The sequence below is a fragment of the Shewanella polaris genome (genome assembly GCF_006385555.1).
GTDB lineage: Bacteria > Pseudomonadota > Gammaproteobacteria > Enterobacterales > Shewanellaceae > Shewanella > Shewanella polaris.
This window is the reverse complement of record NZ_CP041036.1, coordinates 1,473,389-1,489,950: the sequence shown is the minus strand read 5'-3', so window position 1 is coordinate 1,489,950 and position 16,562 is coordinate 1,473,389. Positions and strand designations below refer to the sequence as shown.

The following is a 16,562-nucleotide window of genomic DNA, read 5'->3' as shown; positions in this document are numbered from 1 at the left end:
GGGCGGTTAAATTAGCTTATTTTAGGGCTAATTTGGTAATATCGTACGATAAAGCAGTGACTCGCTTATTTTACCAGCAAACAAATTACAAGCGCCTAGATTTTGCTTGCAAATATAAAGCGAGATCGCTATAGTTCGCCCCGCTTTGAAGCAGACTGTTAAACACGTTAACTAGCAAGTTTGATAGAATGAATTAAAGCAGCGTTTATCGGACGCGGGATGGAGCAGTTGGTAGCTCGTCGGGCTCATAACCCGAAGGTCGTAGGTTCAAGTCCTGCTCCCGCAACCATTTCTTTAGTCAATAGAATTAAAACAATTGATAGCGTTTATCGGACGCGGGATGGAACAGTTGGTAATTCGTCGGACTCAGCTTTTTATCAATAAAGAGTCGAAGGTCGTAGTTTTTTATCAAGCCCTACTCTCGCAACCAATTCTTTAATCAATAGAATTAAAACAATTGATAGCGTTTATCGGACGCGGGATGGAGCAGTTGGTAGCTCGTCGGGCTCATAACCCGAAGGTCGTAGGTTCAAGTCCTGCTCCCGCAACCAATTCTTAGTAATAAGAATATTAAATGTCTAGTCTTATCGGACACGGTGTTAGAAGTTGGTAATTCGTCGGACTTAGCTTTTTATCAATAAAGAGTCGAAGGTCGTAGTTTTTTATCAAGTACTGCTCCTGCAGCCAATTCTTTAATCAATAGAATTAAAATAATTGATAGCGTTTATCGGACGCGGGATGGAGCAGTTGGTAGCTCGTCGGGCTCATAACCCGAAGGTCGTAGGTTCAAGTCCTGCTCCCGCAACCACTTTCTTTAGTCAATAGAATTAAAACAATTGATAGCGTTTATCGGACGCGGCATTAGTAATTGGTAATTCGTCGGGCTCAGCTTTTTATCAATAAAGAGTCGAAGGTCGTAGTTTTTATCAAGTCCTGCTCCCGCAACGACTTTCTTATTGATAAGAATAATTAAACGCAGTCAAAATCAGTCGCGGGATGGAGCAGTTGGTAGCTCGTCGGGCTCATAACCCGAAGGTCGTAGGTTCAAGTCCTGCTCCCGCAACCAATTTTGAAAAGTAGAAGATAATGTATTCTTAATCAATAGAATTAAAATAATTGATAGCGTTTATCGGACGCGGGATGGAGCAGTTGGTAGCTCGTCGGGCTCATAACCCGAAGGTCGTAGGTTCAAGTCCTGCTCCCGCAACCATTTTCTATTAGTAAATATCTATTCTTACCTAAAATCACATCATAAAAAAAGCACTTAACTAGATTCGTCTGGCTAAGATTTTATAAACAAAAAGTCGAAGGTCGTAGTCTTTTATCAAGTCCTGCTCCCGCAACCATTTTCTATTAGTAAATATCCATTCTTACCTAAAATCACATCATAAGAACAGCACCTAACTAGATTTATCGGGTTCAGCTTTTTATCAATAAAGAATTGAAGGTCGTAGCTTTTTATCAAGCCCTGCTCCCACAATCATTTTCTATTAGTAAATATCCATTCTTACCTAAAAGCGCATCATAAACCCGGCTCCAAACTCGTCAAGCTCAAAGTTGAAAACGGTTATAACTTCAAGACAATAATTATCACCAAGAATCGAACAACATATTGGCTTATTGTTAGCATTTTATTTCGATGTTGGCAGCGATAATTTCCACCAGCTAAGCATTCCATCTTCAAGTTGATATACTTCATCAAGTCCAAACTGTTTGAGTTTTCTAACCCCTGGAATACTTCGATGAGCTGATAAACAAATAACAACAGTTGTTAGGTCTTGTGATAGACCAAGCTGTTTTATTTTTTCAATTGAAAACGATGTAATAGGCAGGTTTAACGAGCCTTCAATATGTGATTTGTCCCATTCCATTTTAGACCGAACATCTACAATCTGAATATCATTTTTTTGTAGGCGTTTATACACCTCTGGGGCGCTCATTTCGGGCACTTTCCCAAGCGGTAGCCACTGGAACAGTTTCTTTAATATCGGCATATATACATTCCTAATATGAGTCCTAAAATGAAGTCCTAAAAAACTTCATTCAGAACGTTCAAACCTGACTAAGTCATCAATCTAATGACGATTAGCACAAATCTCATTATTTTCACTTAAAGGTCTTTTATAATGGTCTTTCTGTTTATAACGTCTACCACTTGAGTCAATAATTCAAGTTTTCATCAACTTATGATCTGTATTTATCTCACAGGCTGCAAATCAAACATTCATTACTAACAAATCCCCATAGTCTCTCCGCTATTTGAATACAATTACGCTGCATGGCATGACAAGTCATTACCATGATTAAACATTACAAACATTCCCAGTGATACTTGTCAGACCTTTATGGCAAAGTATTTTATGTTTTAACACGCTCAAATAAAAATGCCGGATGATTTCTCATCCGGCATTTTTTGTATACTTAAAAAAGTTACTTCAACCAGTGTTTCACTTTAGTGCGATTATTATTGTCTCGGCTTTGCTTAATCAATTCATCATCAGCTTTGATTTGAGTCGTTTTAGCTAAACGGTCATAAAGCAAAACATTCACAGATGCGGCTAAATTCATACACCCGACAGTAGGTACATACACAACATCATCAGCAGCATCAATTAATTGCTGTGGAATGGTGCCATCTTCCGGACCGAAAATATAAAAGGCATTATCTGGATGAATAAATAAAGGCAACGGCGTCGCCCCAACAACAAGATCAACACATACTATCGTTGCGCCATCAGGCACACTATCAAGTAGTGACTCTACGCCAACTAATGGGATACGCTTGGCGGCATCTTTAGTGTCCACATCGTATTGGGCATCACCCGACTTAGCCGCTAATTCGTAGCGTTTGCCTGTATAGCAAACATTATCGACATTGTAACAACCTGCAGCTCGCATAATGCCGCCAACATTGACCGGCGTTTTTGGGTTAACTAAACCAATAGTAACTTGTTGAAAAGGAGAATTTACCATAAAAGCTGTTTATCTATTCCAAGTTATGCCGCTTGAGCGGCAATACGTTGACGTAACTGCTGCCATGCAGCTTCCACTAATGAAAAATCGTGTTCATCTAATTCTTCATTTGCCAACGCAAGACATTTAACCAACTTTTGATCAAGCGCGGCTAAATCTTGTTCAGGTTCGACTTCTAACTCGGCTAATACTACGGCTACGTGGCCTTGTAAATAACCACAGGCAAATAACGCATCGTCATCGCTGTGGCTAACGCTGTCTTCAATCCAAGACTCTAATGCTGCATCGTACTGCTCTAACATGTTCTAATTCTCCACTAAATCTGGGTTGGCTACTTGATACATCACGTAATCATGGTAACCCGTGACTATTTTGTAATAGCCAGTAAGCGCTTTATCTAATTCAGGGTCGCCACTATCCACAATTAATGGTCTACCTTCAAGTGCTTTTAGCTTAGTTTTTGTGGCTAGGATTAAAATATCGTCTTTTTCTAGTTGCCGGATGAGTTCCGGTGACAACTGCTGATTGCCACGGCCCAATATATGCCCTTGCCCGCCGATTAAGGTAATCACCAGTTTGGCCCTAGGATACATTTTTTTATCAGCGATTAACGCGAGTAATTGCTGTGCTGTAACATCCTTAGCAATGACGCTTTTATGATGAATAACATCGACACCAAGCAAAGTATTGTCTAAGCCAAGGTCTTCCATTACTGCCGCTACGGTGCTACCTGATCCCATGATATAAAGTTCATCGTCCATCGATTCGATCACATCAGCGGCAATATCGGCCAACACTAATTCATCAACCTCTTTACCGCCCATCTTCACGGCTTGTATATAACGTGGAGCAGCAGGAACCGTCATTTCACCAAACCGTTTCGCTTTTACAATTCCCTGCCTAAAGGCAATCTCATCAATGTCCATGATGTCAGCAGACATTAAGCTCACTAACTCACCTTTGAGTAACATACTGACGACGAGCCCAGAAGCATGTGGGGTTATACCATAAACACCCGAGTGAATTTTAACACCAGCGGGAACGCCCAACACCGGAAATGAGTCATCAACCACGGCATAAATATCACGGGCAGTACCATCACCACCAGCAAACAGTAACAAATCTAATTGATGATCGAGTAAACATTTCACAGCATGTTGTGTATCTATTGCTGTTGTTGTTTCAGTTGAAGTAGTTTCTACCGCGGAATATACCTCTTGAGTCGAAAAGCCCATTTGACGACATAAGCTCCCGCCCATATCACCAGATGCTGTAATAATATCGATTTGTTTCATGAAAGGTAAAATAACATTCAAAGCTTGTTGCATACGCATTTGTGCTTTGGGAATAGCGCCTTTTGCAATAGCTTCTACGGCTACACCATCAGAACCTTTTAAAGCAACACTGCCTCCAAGGCCAGCTAATGGATTAATGATTATCCCTAAGCGAAAACGTTTCACGTCAACTCCTTAATACTGTTATTACTACTGTATTGCGACAACACAATTAATATTAGCTTTTTAGTGTATTGGTGGGTGCTTCACCATTAATATTGGGAATAAGCAATACCGCTATCATAGATAAAAATGCACAAGCGGCAGCAAATACCCAAACCCACATAGTACTACTACCATCACCCCAAATCATGCCACTTATCCAGGTACCTAAGGCACCGCCTACACCAAAACTGACACTGGCATATAGTGCTTGGCCTGTGCTGCGATGACTGACATTAAAATGACGGTGAATAAAATGGATGGAAGCGGCATGGACTAAACCAAAAGTAAATGCATGCAATAATTGGCTAATGACCAATAATGAAACGTGTTCAACACCAAAAGCTAACAGTAACCAACGAACGGCTGTTAACAAAATACTCACAACAAGTAATACTCGAATACCGTATTGACGAATAAGCCGGGATGAATAAAAGAAGATAACAATTTCGGCTAGCACACCTAAGGCAACCAACACCCCAGCAATAGTCTCAGAATAGCCAACCTGTTTTAAATACAGTACAAAAAAGCCATAAAATGGTCCGACACTCATCTGTAGCAACATTGCAGACAACATGAACCATACCAATGACGCATCAAATGTTAGCTTAGGTCGTTCAGATTTATTGACTACAACACTGCGGTTAGCTGGTAACGGTAATGAGCAAGCAAACAAACCTAAAAACAATATCATCCCCATATAAGGCAATACTTCTGGGCCCCAATGATCAATGGCTAGGCCACCACTAATGACCAGAACGATATACCCTACGCTACCCCAGCTACGAATAGCACCATAACGCTCAGCTTTATCGCCTAGCGTTTCTAACGTAATCACTTCTAACTGAGCAAGAATAGAATTCCAAAAGAAAGTGTATATAGCCAAACTAACCGCAAGATATATGAAACTGCCGTCAAAGAAAAAACTGATGTAAGTAATCGCTGCAGCACAGGATCCAAGCTTTATCAATTCTGAACGCATACCAGTACGATCGGCCACGGCCGCCCACACATTAGGAGCGACAATTCGAGTGGCCATTAAAATGGCCAACAAAAAACCTATCTCTTGGGCATTGAAACCTCGGCTATCAAAGAATACTCCTAAATAGGGAACCATGATGCCAAGAATAGAGAAAAAGAAGAAATAACAAGCGCTGAGCCAGCGTAAATCTGGCTCAGCGCGTTTAACTGAAGGCATTATCGCATTCCGATTACAGGGGTTTGGCTAGTCACATCGTGGTTTTGCGCACGATGTCTCAATAAATGATCCATCAACACAATTGCGAGCATCGCTTCGGCAATAGGCACTGCACGAATGCCGACACAAGGATCATGACGACCTTTCGTAATCATATCAATAGTCTCGCCCTGCACTGTCATGCTTTGACCTGGCACACTTATACTTGAAGTAGGCTTTAGCGCAATATGAGCCACAACAGGTTGGCCAGATGAAATGCCGCCCAATACACCACCAGCATGGTTCGACGCAAAACCTTGTGGTGACATTAAGTCACGACCTTCAGAGCCTTTCTGAGTAACAACGCCAAAACCATCACCAACTTCAACACCTTTAACGGCATTAATGCCCATTAACGCATGCGCGATATCAGCATCAAGGCGATCAAATACCGGTTCGCCTAATCCCACAGGAACACCAGTGGCGGCAACAGTAATTTTGGCGCCTATTGAATCACCAGATTTACGTAAGCCACGCATGTACTCATCTAACGCTTCTAATTTACTGGCATCAGGGAAGAAAAATGCATTTTGCTCAATCTGAGCTAAATCAATAGTGTCAGCACTTATAGGTCCTAATTGAGCTAGGTATCCATGAATTTCAATACCATGAACTTGCTTGAGGTATTTTTTAGCACGGCTCCAGCGGCAACACGCATTGCTGTTTCACGTGCAGACGAACGGCCACCACCACGATAATCACGCATGCCATATTTTTGTTGATAGGTATAATCTGCATGACCAGGACGAAAAGTGTCTTTAATGTCTGAATAATCCTGGCTGCGTTGATCGGTGTTCTCAATCAACAAACCAATAGAAGTGCCAGTGGTTTTACCTTCAAACACACCTGACAAAATTCTCACTTCATCAGCTTCTCGGCGTGCCGTTGTGTAGCGTGACGTGCCAGGACGACGACGGTCTAAATCATGTTGCATATCTTCAACAGTTAACTCGAGTCCTGGAGGACAACCATCAATGATACAACCTAGTGCAACACCATGGCTTTCACCAAATGTTGTAACAACAAAATTTTGACCAATACTATTTCCTGACATGTGCGTTAACTACCTCTGTTAATTATTCACTTCATTGAGTACGATTCTTACCGCTATTATTCACTATCTTTATAGATGGCGAAAAGTGATTCATTTTCAACTAGCTGATCACGGGTTAACACAAATACGCCATCACCACCAAATTCAAAATCAACCCAAGCAAACGGCATATCAGGATATTGCTCAATCAGATGTACCATTGAATTACCAACTTCAACGACCAGCAAACCACTTTCGGTAAGATAATCTGCTGCATTCGCTAAGATACGCTTGGTTAAATCTAAACCATCATTACCAGATGCTAACCCAATCTCGGGTTCATGATGATATTCTTCAGGCATATCGCCAATATCTTCAGCATCAACATAGGGAGGGTTAGATACAATTAAGTCGTAATGCTGACCTTTTGGGATTGCCGAGAACAAATCAGATTGCATCGGGAAAACACGATCTAATACACCCAAAGATTCAATATTAATTTGCGCGACTTCTAGTGCATCTTCGCTAATATCTAACGCGTCAACTTCAGCGTCTTCAAATGCATAGGCACAAGCAATGGCAATACAAGCACTACCGGTACATAAATCCAAAATGCGATTAACCGGTTTGTTGTATAACCAAGGGCTAAATTGATTATTAATCATTTCGGCAATGGGTGAACGCGGTACAAGTACGCGTTCATCGACGTAAAATTCAAGCCCTGCAAAATTAGCTTTATTGGTCAAATACGGTACCGGTAAACGTTCACGTACACGGCGAATAATCAACTCAACAATTTTGTGTTTTTCACTACTGGTTAAGTTACTTAAAATAACCTGCTGGCCAACTTCTTCGGGTAAATGTAATGCATCAAAAACCAATGCAACCGCTTCATCCCAAGCATTATCCGTTCCGTGACCATAATAAATACCGGCATCATTAAAACGGCTGACAGCCCAACGTAACATATCAGCGATGGTACGTAACTCAGTGACAGCTTCATCTACAAAGATCTTATCCAAAACACACTCCTCAAAAATTGTTCTGAGCTATTGTAACTGATGTCTATTAAGATGACCTAGAATTCAATACAATACCCTAATGAAAGACGATAATTATTCAGACTTATCGCTGTTTAGTGCATTAATAGAGGGAATCAAACCGCTAAGGCAAGATACTCACCACTTTAAACAGCCTGTCAAAGCCAAACAACAGTTCGAAATAAAAGAACAGCAAATCCATGCTGATAGCTATTTTTCGGATACGTATCAGCCGCTTCTGCCGGTCGATGGTCCTATGCGTTGGATTAATAACAACACAGATAAACATGAATTAAAACGCTTAAGACGAGGAGATTACTCACCCGATCTATTGCTTGATTTACACGGAATGCGTCAAGCAGAAGCTAAACTTGAATTAGCAGCACTTATCCAAGCATGTGTGAAGCAAAGCACAATATGTTGCTGTGTGATGCACGGTTATGGAATGGGGATTCTAAAGCAACAAACACCAATGTGGTTAGCGCAACATCCAAATGTTAAAGCGTTTCATCAGGCACCAAAGGAATGGGGTGGCGATGCGGCATTATTAGTATTAATTGATATAGGTGATCAACCTCACCGACGTTAATTAGGGGAGTATGCGCAAACAAGGTAAGTGATGACTTACCTTTATGTATACCCACACAATATTACTTACAAACAATTGCAGATAATATTGTTATTACATCACAACCTGATGGGGTACGGTCATTGCCACAAAGCGAGTTTGCTGGTCAAGCATGTCAATATGAGCCACTGCAGAAGTTGCAAATAACGGTGGTTCCATACTCGGAACAAACTCACTCACCATAAAGCCTAATATTGGCATATGTGAAATGACCAACACATTATCTGCTTTATATTGTTCGGCATAAGCCAATATGATATCTACAGCTATTTTAGGATCACCAGACGGAACAACATCATCATCAACTACCCATTTTCGGGGTTCAGGTAAGTGGGTACTTACCTCTTGCCAAGATTGTTGAGCACGAAGGTACGGGCTAACAATGACTAAATCAAAATGATTAACCTGTTTAGCTAACCAATTTGCCATTAATTCAGTCTCAATACGGCCAGTTTCTGTTAATTTTCGCTCTTTATCTGACGGCGCGTCAAAACTCGCTTCGCCATGACGCATCAAAAATAGCTGCATACTTCTCTCATGATGTTTTTATTATTGTTCCTTGCCAATTGTAGCGCTAATCACTGCAACAACAAACCCAGTAGAAGGGTTATTTAGATAAACTTTAGTCGATAATTAAATAAAATAAGCCAAGGTAATTTGCTAAAAAGTAATAACAAGATCAATATATAACAAGTTATCTTTTCTGGAGCCTCCTCTTGCCTGAATTTCCAGCGGTTTATAAAAGCAAAAATGATCATCGTCAATATCAATATCGAGTATTAAACAATCAACTTCGAGTGTTGTTAGTTGAAGATATGCAATCAAATCAAGCAGCTGCATCTATGGCTGTCAACGTTGGTCATTTTGACGATCCCGCAACTCGACCTGGTATGGCGCATTTTCTTGAACACATGTTGTTTTTAGGTACCGAGAAATATCCAGACTCTGGCGAATACCATGCTTATATTAATCAACATGGTGGTAACAATAATGCGTGGACAGGCACAGAACAGACTAATTTTTTCTATAGTATCAACGCAGAAGCTTTAGAAGGTTCATTAGACCGATTTAGCCAATTTTTTATTGCTCCTAAGTTTGACTTAGAATTAGTTGATCGAGAAAGACAGGCAATCGAATCTGAATTTAGTTTAAAATTAAAAGATGACATTCGCCGCGTTTACCAAGTTCAAAAAGAAACAGTTAACCCCAAACACCCGTTCTCGAAATTTTCTGTCGGTAACCAAACAACCTTAGCGGGTAAACAAGCAGATATTCGAGACGAATTATTGGCTTTTTATCAACAACATTACAGCGCCAATATCATGACATTATGCGTTGTCGCCCCCCGTCCAATAGCAGAACTGGGCATTATCGTTGAGCAATATTTTTCAAAGATCCTCAATAGAAATGTAAGTAAACACTATCCATCTGAAGCGTTGATAACGGAGGCTCAACAACAGAAACATATACAAATTGTACCGTTAAAAGATCAAAAGCGAGTCAGTATTAGCTTCGCACTGCCACAGATAGATCAATTTTATAAGCGAAAACCACTCACATTTATCAGCCATTTGCTTGGTAATGAAAGTCCGGGAAGTTTACTGTCCTATTTAAAAGTACAGGGATTAGCCAATAACTTATCTGCTGGCGGTGGGGTTAATGGTTACAATTTTAAAGACTATTCAATCAGCATACAATTAACCGACAAAGGATTTGCTGAGCTTGATGAAGTCGTATCCTGTGTATTTGAATACATAGAACTGATTAAGCAACAAGGTATTCAAACATGGCGCTACCAAGAACGAGCTAATTTACTTGATACAGCATTTCGTTTCCAAGAACAGATCAAAACCTTGGATTTAGCGAGTCATCTCAGCATCAACATGCACCATTACGATATAAAAGACATTATTTATGGCGACTATCGTATGGATGAGATGCTTGTGGATGAAACCAAGCAATTGCTGTGCATGATGTCGGTGAACAATATGCGCCTCATCACAGTAGCAAAAGACTCGCAGGTTGATAGTCAAGCAAAATGGTATGACACCCCTTACCAAGTCAGCTCATTAACGGCTCAACAAATAGCAAAATGGTCAGCAATTTCAATAAGAGAAACACTTAAACTTCCTGAAAAAAATCCGTTTATTGTCGCCAACCCACGAGCTCGAGCAGACAAAAGTAATACACCAATACCTACCATAGTAGCTGAAGGTGAAGGCTATCGTATTTGGCACAAAAAAGATGATGAATTCAAAGTTCCTAAAGGACATTTATACTTATCAATGGACTCAGATCAAGCCAGCTCTACGCCAAAAAAAGCAGCTTTAACTAGACTGTACGTTGAAATGCTTATTGATTATCTAACGGAGCCGACTTACCAAGCAGAGGTTGCAGGACTTAATTACAATATCTACCCTCACCAAGGCGGTATTACGCTGCATTTAACAGGTTTTACCGGTAACCAAGAAAAGTTATTAACCTTGATTATCAATAAAGCACGCGAACGTAATTTTACTGAACAGCGCTTTAACATGATTAAAAACCAGATTTTACGCAGTTGGAATAATGTTGCTAAAGCCAAACCAATATCACAATTATTTACCAGTTTAACCGTCTCGCTGCAAAAAAGAAGTTTTGAACCCGCGAGAATGGCAGAGGAACTGGCATTACTCACCCTTGATGATTTACATAATCATGTAAGCGAATTTTATAAAAAGATATATCTTGAAGGTTTAGTTTACGGAGATTGGCTGGTTGAAGAAGCTCAACAACTTGGCAAACGCTTACAACATCTATTGTCTTTAGTCACCAAACCCAGCGCCGAATCATCACGCGAGCTTATCAACCTCGATAAAAGAGGCTCATTACTTCTAGAAAAAGTCATTGATCATCAAGATAGCGCAATTATAGTCTACTACCAATCTCGAATGGCAACCCCGGAACGTATGGCGTTATTCAGTTTATTAAACCATACCATGTCATCTACCTTTTTCCATGAATTGCGCACTAAGCAGCAATTAGGTTACATGGTCGGTACTGGTTATTTACCACTAAACAGACACCCTGGGCTAATTTTTTATGTTCAGTCCCCCACAACAGGTCCAAGACAACTGCTCGAAGCAATTGACGAGTTCATAGCCGACTTTAATTATGCTGTTATGCAAATTACCAATGAACAATGGGAAAGCACTAAACAAGGCATGATCGCTCAAATAATGGAACACGATACCAATCTAAAAACTCGCAGCCAACGTTATTGGGTGAGCTTAGGTAATCGTGATTATGCATTTAATCAACGTGAAATGGTTGTGGCTTGTGTGGAACAACTCACAAGAGCCGATTTAATCAAGTTTATGGTAGCTCACATGCGCAGTAAGAATTGCGATCGATTAGTGCTGTTTAACAGTGGCGAACAGCATAATCAACAAACAAATTTGCGTTCAGATAATATGATCGTTGATTTAAAGGCGTTTAAACAGCAGGCCGATAAATTTCAGTTTTAGTGAATCTCTATCTCAGAAAAATGAAAAACATAAAATGAAAAATAAGTTGTTGTTAAGTTAACAAAGCTTAGCAAGCGAGGTTAACGGTACAAGGTACTAAATAAAACGTAAGTATTATTATAACTAATTGATTAAAAAATAACTTTATGCAATTTTTATTGTAATAACTGAGTAATATTCTATCAATCGCACTTTTTTTGTTAACATGCTTTTGACAAAGAGCCAGCTTTCTGAAAAAGTAGTCAATTCATCAACTTCTTTGCGGCATCAAAAGAGAATAAGTATAAATCTATGCCTAAAATATTACTATTAATCTGTGTTTATTTTATTTTTAGCTTCGGCGTAACAGCCATTGAAGCTGATGACACAGAACCAAAGTTTGATATCCTGCTTAACCACACTAATTATGGTGTTGCTGATGGTTTATCCCAGGACACCGTAACGTCCATCGTTGAAGATCCAGAGGGTTACGTTTGGGTTGGCACAATCAATGGGTTAAACCGTTTTGATGGCAACGAATTCAAACAATTCTATGCTGATGATAATGCAAATTCTCTACCCAGTTCTTTTATTCGCAATTTGCTTATAGATGATAATGGCATACTACTAGTCGGAACGGATAAAGGTCTGGTTCAATTTGATAAGGAAACAGAAACTTTTACTAGAAACAGTATTTCTGCCCTAATTGGTGAACAAGCTGTTTGGTCAATATCAAAACAAGATGATGATATTTTCATCGGTTTAAATAATAAGTTTATATCTTATAAAAATAAAAAAGATGAGAATTCAGTTTTTGAGGACGAAAATCTAAAAGAAATAAAAAACATAATAAAGGTTGATGATACTTTTTACATTAGAAACTATGATGGCAATATTTTCAAAAAAGATCATAAAAATACAACTAAAATATTGAATAACTCTAATGATATAATAATTGTAAACTCAGAAATAATAGCTTCAACCGAACAAGGATTATTTTCACTCAATAAAGAAATTAAAAAAAAATCATCATTAAAACTCATGAGTTTATCTGCAGATGCTCGTCAAACAAATAATATTATTGGCTTGTATGGAAATAAGTTATTCAGTTTTGAAATAGTTAACAATAAAATAAAATGGAAGTCATTAGGTGAACTTAGAATTGAAAATGAAAAGTTCATTAAATCTTTTATATTTTCCAATGGGAAAAACTTTTATATATCTAACTACACTGATGGATTTATAACCATCTCACCTGAAAATAACTTTATAAAAACAATTAAAGGCATATCAAACAATATATGGTCTATATCAAAATATAAAGATGATATATTTTTAGTTAATGACAAAAAAAACATATATGTATATAACAACAATATTGTCTTAACCAATATAATTAACACATCTCTACCACACGGGCCAAAATCAATATTAGTGATAGATAAACTTGCATTTGTTGGAACTAAATCGGGTTTATATTTAATAAACATAGAAAATGGTATAGAAAAAAAACTAAATAATGAATTAATTGTCAACATAAAATATAACAAAGAAACAAACCAAATTTACAGTTCAAATTTTAAAGGTGAAATACAGATATTATCAACAGCAGGTGATGTTGTTGAAGAAATAAAAACCAATCTTGACTACCCTATTTATGACATGGTAAAAATAGACTCTAAATTATGGATTGCATCACAAGCGGGATTGCTAGTATGGGAAAAGAATAGCATAACAAATGTTTTTAATGAGGATATAGTCTTTAATATCGCAATTAAACAAAGCACCATATATTTTGGCACTCGGAATTCGATTTTTTCAATAGATAAAAATAAAGTTAAAAAACCAACAATAATACTTAATAGAAAAAAAATTATCTCTTCAATGGCAATCCTTAATAATTTAATGGTTGCGTCGTCAAATAGAGAAATCTACATTATTAATCTTGACACCAATATTGTTCACACATTAAATACTAAGAATGGTGCATTGAAAGATTACAACACTCAATCATTACTAAGATTAAATGACTCTGTGTTGTTTGGTGGGCCAGATGGGATCAGTGTAATAGAACCGAAAAATATTTTAACAGCGATGTCAAAGAATACAGTAGACACAATAAAACTAACTGACTTTCTATTATTTAACCGTCATGTCAATATCGGTTCTGACATATTAAAAAAACCTATAAACAACTTAGAAAAAATAACATTAAAATATTCGGACTACCCATTCACAATTAAATTTAATATTTTAGGTAAAAACAATAACGATTTTGAGTTTTTTTATTACTTAGAAGATCTCGAAAAGAATTGGTTATCTACAAATGGAAACAACAATGTAACTTACACTAACTTATCTGCAGGACAATATACTTTTAAGGTATATGCAAAAAACAAGCTCTCAAGTAAAAATACGGATATAAAAAGTATTAAAATATTAGTAACACCTCCCTGGTGGTTATCTTTAGAAGCCAAATTTGTGTACGGTATAATTATATTATTTATTATAATTTTATTTTTTAGAGTTATAATTCGCCGACGAGAAATCCAAAAACAAATAGCCCAGAGTGAAGAGCGTTTAAAACTGTCCTTGTGGGGCAGTGGAGATGAAATGTGGGACTGGGATATCGAAAGTGGCAAAATTTACCGTTCTAACATTTGGGGCTCGTTAGACTTCCCTCAAGACGGTCGTCGCTCGGGTAACCCTGATGAAGAAAGCAATATCCACCCACTAGACAGAGAACGGGTGACAAAAGCCTTAAACGATCACTTTAATGCCCTAACTGATCACTTTGAAATTGCTTATCGCGTTAAGGCGCGTAATCAGCAGTGGATCTGGATTTTAGACAGAGCCAAAATAGTTGAGCGCGACCAAAAAGACCAGCCTCTGCGAATGACTGGCACCATTAAAGACATTAATAATATCAAACAAGCCGAAGAGCAATTACGTTTGTTTGCGCGAGCAATTGAAAACATCTCAGAAGGGATGTTTATCCTTAATGAGAAGTATCAATTTGTTGAAGTTAATAATGCTTGTTGTGAGCTGACCGCATCAACAAAAGAAAAGTTTGTCTCCGAAACGCTTAATTTTACTCGCTATCCAGCAAGTTATTCCGAACAAATAAGGAGCTTGCTAAAGCAACAGGGGCGTTGGAGCGGTGAACTTGAAGCAAGTAAAGGTAAAGACAATTTTTTCTTAATGGAAATCACAATTGACGCAATATACAATGAACAAGGTGAAACAAGTCATTATGTTGGCGTATTTTCCGATATAACCCGCCGTAAGCAACAAGAAGAAGAACTGAGAAAACTAACCAATAATGATTTGCTTACAGGTCTTCCTAATCGCTCTAGCTTGCAAGTGACACTCAGTAACTTAGTTAAAAAAGATGTTCATCACACTCTGATGGTGCTTGATTTAGATAATTTTAAACGTATAAATGACTCATTAGGTCATCAAATTGGTGATGACTTATTAATTGGTGTTGCTGAACGAATTCAGTTAGCCATTCCTAAGCATGCCAGCTTATACCGTCTAGGAGGTGATGAGTTCGCCTTACTTGTCGATCAACATCCAGATATCGGATCATGTGCAGCTATTGCAACACAAGTAATAAATTGTCTAAAGCCAGCTTTCACTCTTAATAACGACTCACTCGTGCTAGGTATTAGTATTGGGATAGTGCTTTATCCTGAAGATGAGCAAAACGAGCAGGCATTACTACGTAAAGCCGATATTGCCATGTATCACGCAAAATCAGGTGGTGGTAATCGCTATCAATTTTATTCTGAATCATTAAACCAAAATGCACTACGTCAACTAGAAATAGAAAATTTGATCCGAGAAGCACTCAAAGATGACTTATTTGAAGTGTATTACCAACCTAAAATAGATGTAAAAATGGATCGACTCAATGGCATGGAAGCATTAGTTAGACTCAATCATCCTAAATTAGGCCTGATTGGACCAAATGAGTTTATCCCATTAGCTGAAGAAAATGGATTAATAGTAGAGATTGGCGATGTTGTACTAAGAAAAGCCTGTTTTGCCGCGCAAAAATGGCTCGAATTAGGTCTATTTAGCGGCAGAGTCGCTGTCAATTTATCGTCGAGGCAGTTTGCACTCCCTGATTTACAGCAACGAATAGAGTCAACTTTACGACTAACAAAACTACCGGCCAAACACTTAGAACTAGAGATTACTGAAGGCACTGTCATCAAAAATCCAGAACAGGCCATTAAAGTAATGCAACAATTAGCGAAAATGGGCGTCAGTCTGGCGCTTGACGATTTTGGTACTGGCTATTCTTCTTTATCATATCTAAAAAGATTCCCTATTCACTGTTTAAAAATCGATAAAACTTTTGTTGATGATATAGATAAATCAGACCGAGATCTCAAGATGGTCGATTCTATTATTACGATAGCTCACAATATGGGACTGACAGTGGTTGGTGAAGGTGTAGAACAAACAGCACAACTCAATATATTAAAAGCACTTAACTGTGAAGAAATTCAAGGCTATATCTATAGTAAGCCTATTAGAGAAGCTGACTTTGAGCTAATGCTGACAGCAGATAAGCTTAAATTTGACACTATTAACGGCACCTTAACGAAAAAATAAATCATTCATTCTTATATTTGGCACGACAAATGCTAATTAAAACT

General features: G+C 38.3%; 10 protein-coding genes, 6 tRNA genes and 1 pseudogene. 9 read left to right on the top strand and 8 right to left on the bottom strand.

Annotated elements, in window-relative coordinates; genetic code table 11:
- Positions 1-213 precede the first annotated feature (213 nt).
- The 6 genes from FH971_RS06570 (at position 214) to FH971_RS06550 (ending at position 1,210) form a co-directional block, all read left to right on the top strand.
- Positions 214-289: transfer RNA gene (locus FH971_RS06570), tRNA-Met, on the top strand.
- 45 nt (positions 290-334) lie between these two features.
- Positions 335-430: transfer RNA gene (locus FH971_RS20370), tRNA-OTHER, on the top strand.
- Between the two features lie 45 nt (positions 431-475).
- A tRNA-Met gene (locus FH971_RS06565) sits at positions 476-551 on the top strand.
- A 181-nt stretch (positions 552-732) separates the two neighbouring features.
- A tRNA-Met gene (locus FH971_RS06560) sits at positions 733-808 on the top strand.
- A 182-nt stretch (positions 809-990) separates the two neighbouring features.
- Positions 991-1,066 (top strand) — tRNA-Met (locus tag FH971_RS06555).
- A gap of 68 nt (positions 1,067-1,134) precedes the next feature.
- Positions 1,135-1,210: transfer RNA gene (locus tag FH971_RS06550), tRNA-Met, on the top strand.
- A gap of 421 nt (positions 1,211-1,631) precedes the next feature.
- Here FH971_RS06550 and FH971_RS06545 read toward each other — a convergent pair.
- The 7 genes and pseudogenes from FH971_RS06545 to prmB form a co-directional block, all read right to left on the bottom strand.
- Positions 1,632-1,994: a rhodanese-like domain-containing protein gene (locus FH971_RS06545; RefSeq protein ID WP_140233770.1), complete on the bottom strand. Its 363-nt coding sequence runs from the start codon at positions 1,992-1,994 to the stop codon at positions 1,632-1,634.
- A 436-nt stretch (positions 1,995-2,430) separates the two neighbouring features.
- On the bottom strand, positions 2,431-2,973 hold the full coding sequence (locus FH971_RS06540; RefSeq protein ID WP_140233769.1) for an RNA methyltransferase: 543 nt from the start codon (positions 2,971-2,973) through the stop codon (positions 2,431-2,433).
- A 23-nt stretch (positions 2,974-2,996) separates the two neighbouring features.
- The gene (locus FH971_RS06535; RefSeq protein WP_140233768.1) at positions 2,997-3,275 is read right to left on the bottom strand and encodes a YfcL family protein; all 279 of its coding nucleotides are present in this window, start codon (positions 3,273-3,275) and stop codon (positions 2,997-2,999) included.
- Between the two features lie 3 nt (positions 3,276-3,278).
- Positions 3,279-4,433, bottom strand: a complete 1,155-nt coding sequence (locus FH971_RS06530) for an ATP-NAD kinase family protein (RefSeq protein WP_140233767.1) — start codon at positions 4,431-4,433, stop codon at positions 3,279-3,281.
- 52 nt (positions 4,434-4,485) lie between these two features.
- Complete coding sequence (locus FH971_RS06525; protein ID WP_140233766.1) at positions 4,486-5,667, bottom strand: MFS transporter; 1,182 nt, start codon at positions 5,665-5,667, stop codon at positions 4,486-4,488.
- Positions 5,667-6,760: pseudogene (gene aroC / locus FH971_RS06520) on the bottom strand (chorismate synthase). The gene FH971_RS06525 and the pseudogene aroC overlap by 1 nt, the downstream one beginning before the upstream one ends.
- 56 nt (positions 6,761-6,816) lie before the next feature.
- Positions 6,817-7,761: a 50S ribosomal protein L3 N(5)-glutamine methyltransferase gene (gene prmB, locus FH971_RS06515; protein WP_140233765.1), complete on the bottom strand. Its 945-nt coding sequence runs from the start codon at positions 7,759-7,761 to the stop codon at positions 6,817-6,819.
- Positions 7,762-7,840: 79 nt separating this feature from the next.
- On the opposite strand from prmB, the gene smrB reads away from it, so the two are divergent.
- Positions 7,841-8,368, top strand: a complete 528-nt coding sequence (gene smrB / locus FH971_RS06510) for an endonuclease SmrB (protein WP_140233764.1) — start codon at positions 7,841-7,843, stop codon at positions 8,366-8,368.
- 93 nt (positions 8,369-8,461) lie between these two features.
- Here the strand turns inward: smrB and sixA are convergent, their stop codons facing one another.
- Positions 8,462-8,935 carry a phosphohistidine phosphatase SixA gene (gene sixA, locus FH971_RS06505; RefSeq protein WP_140233763.1) on the bottom strand — a complete coding sequence of 158 codons (474 nt, stop codon included), beginning with the start codon at positions 8,933-8,935 and terminating at the stop codon, positions 8,462-8,464.
- A gap of 188 nt (positions 8,936-9,123) precedes the next feature.
- Between sixA and FH971_RS06500 the strand changes: the two genes are divergently transcribed.
- Entirely contained in the window at positions 9,124-11,913 is a 2,790-nt protein-coding gene (locus FH971_RS06500; RefSeq protein ID WP_140233762.1) for an insulinase family protein, read from the top strand.
- Positions 11,914-12,204: 291 nt separating this feature from the next.
- On the top strand, positions 12,205-16,518 hold the full coding sequence (locus FH971_RS06495) for an EAL domain-containing protein (RefSeq protein ID WP_167495987.1): 4,314 nt from the start codon (positions 12,205-12,207) through the stop codon (positions 16,516-16,518).
- The last annotated feature ends 44 nt before the right edge of the window (positions 16,519-16,562 follow it).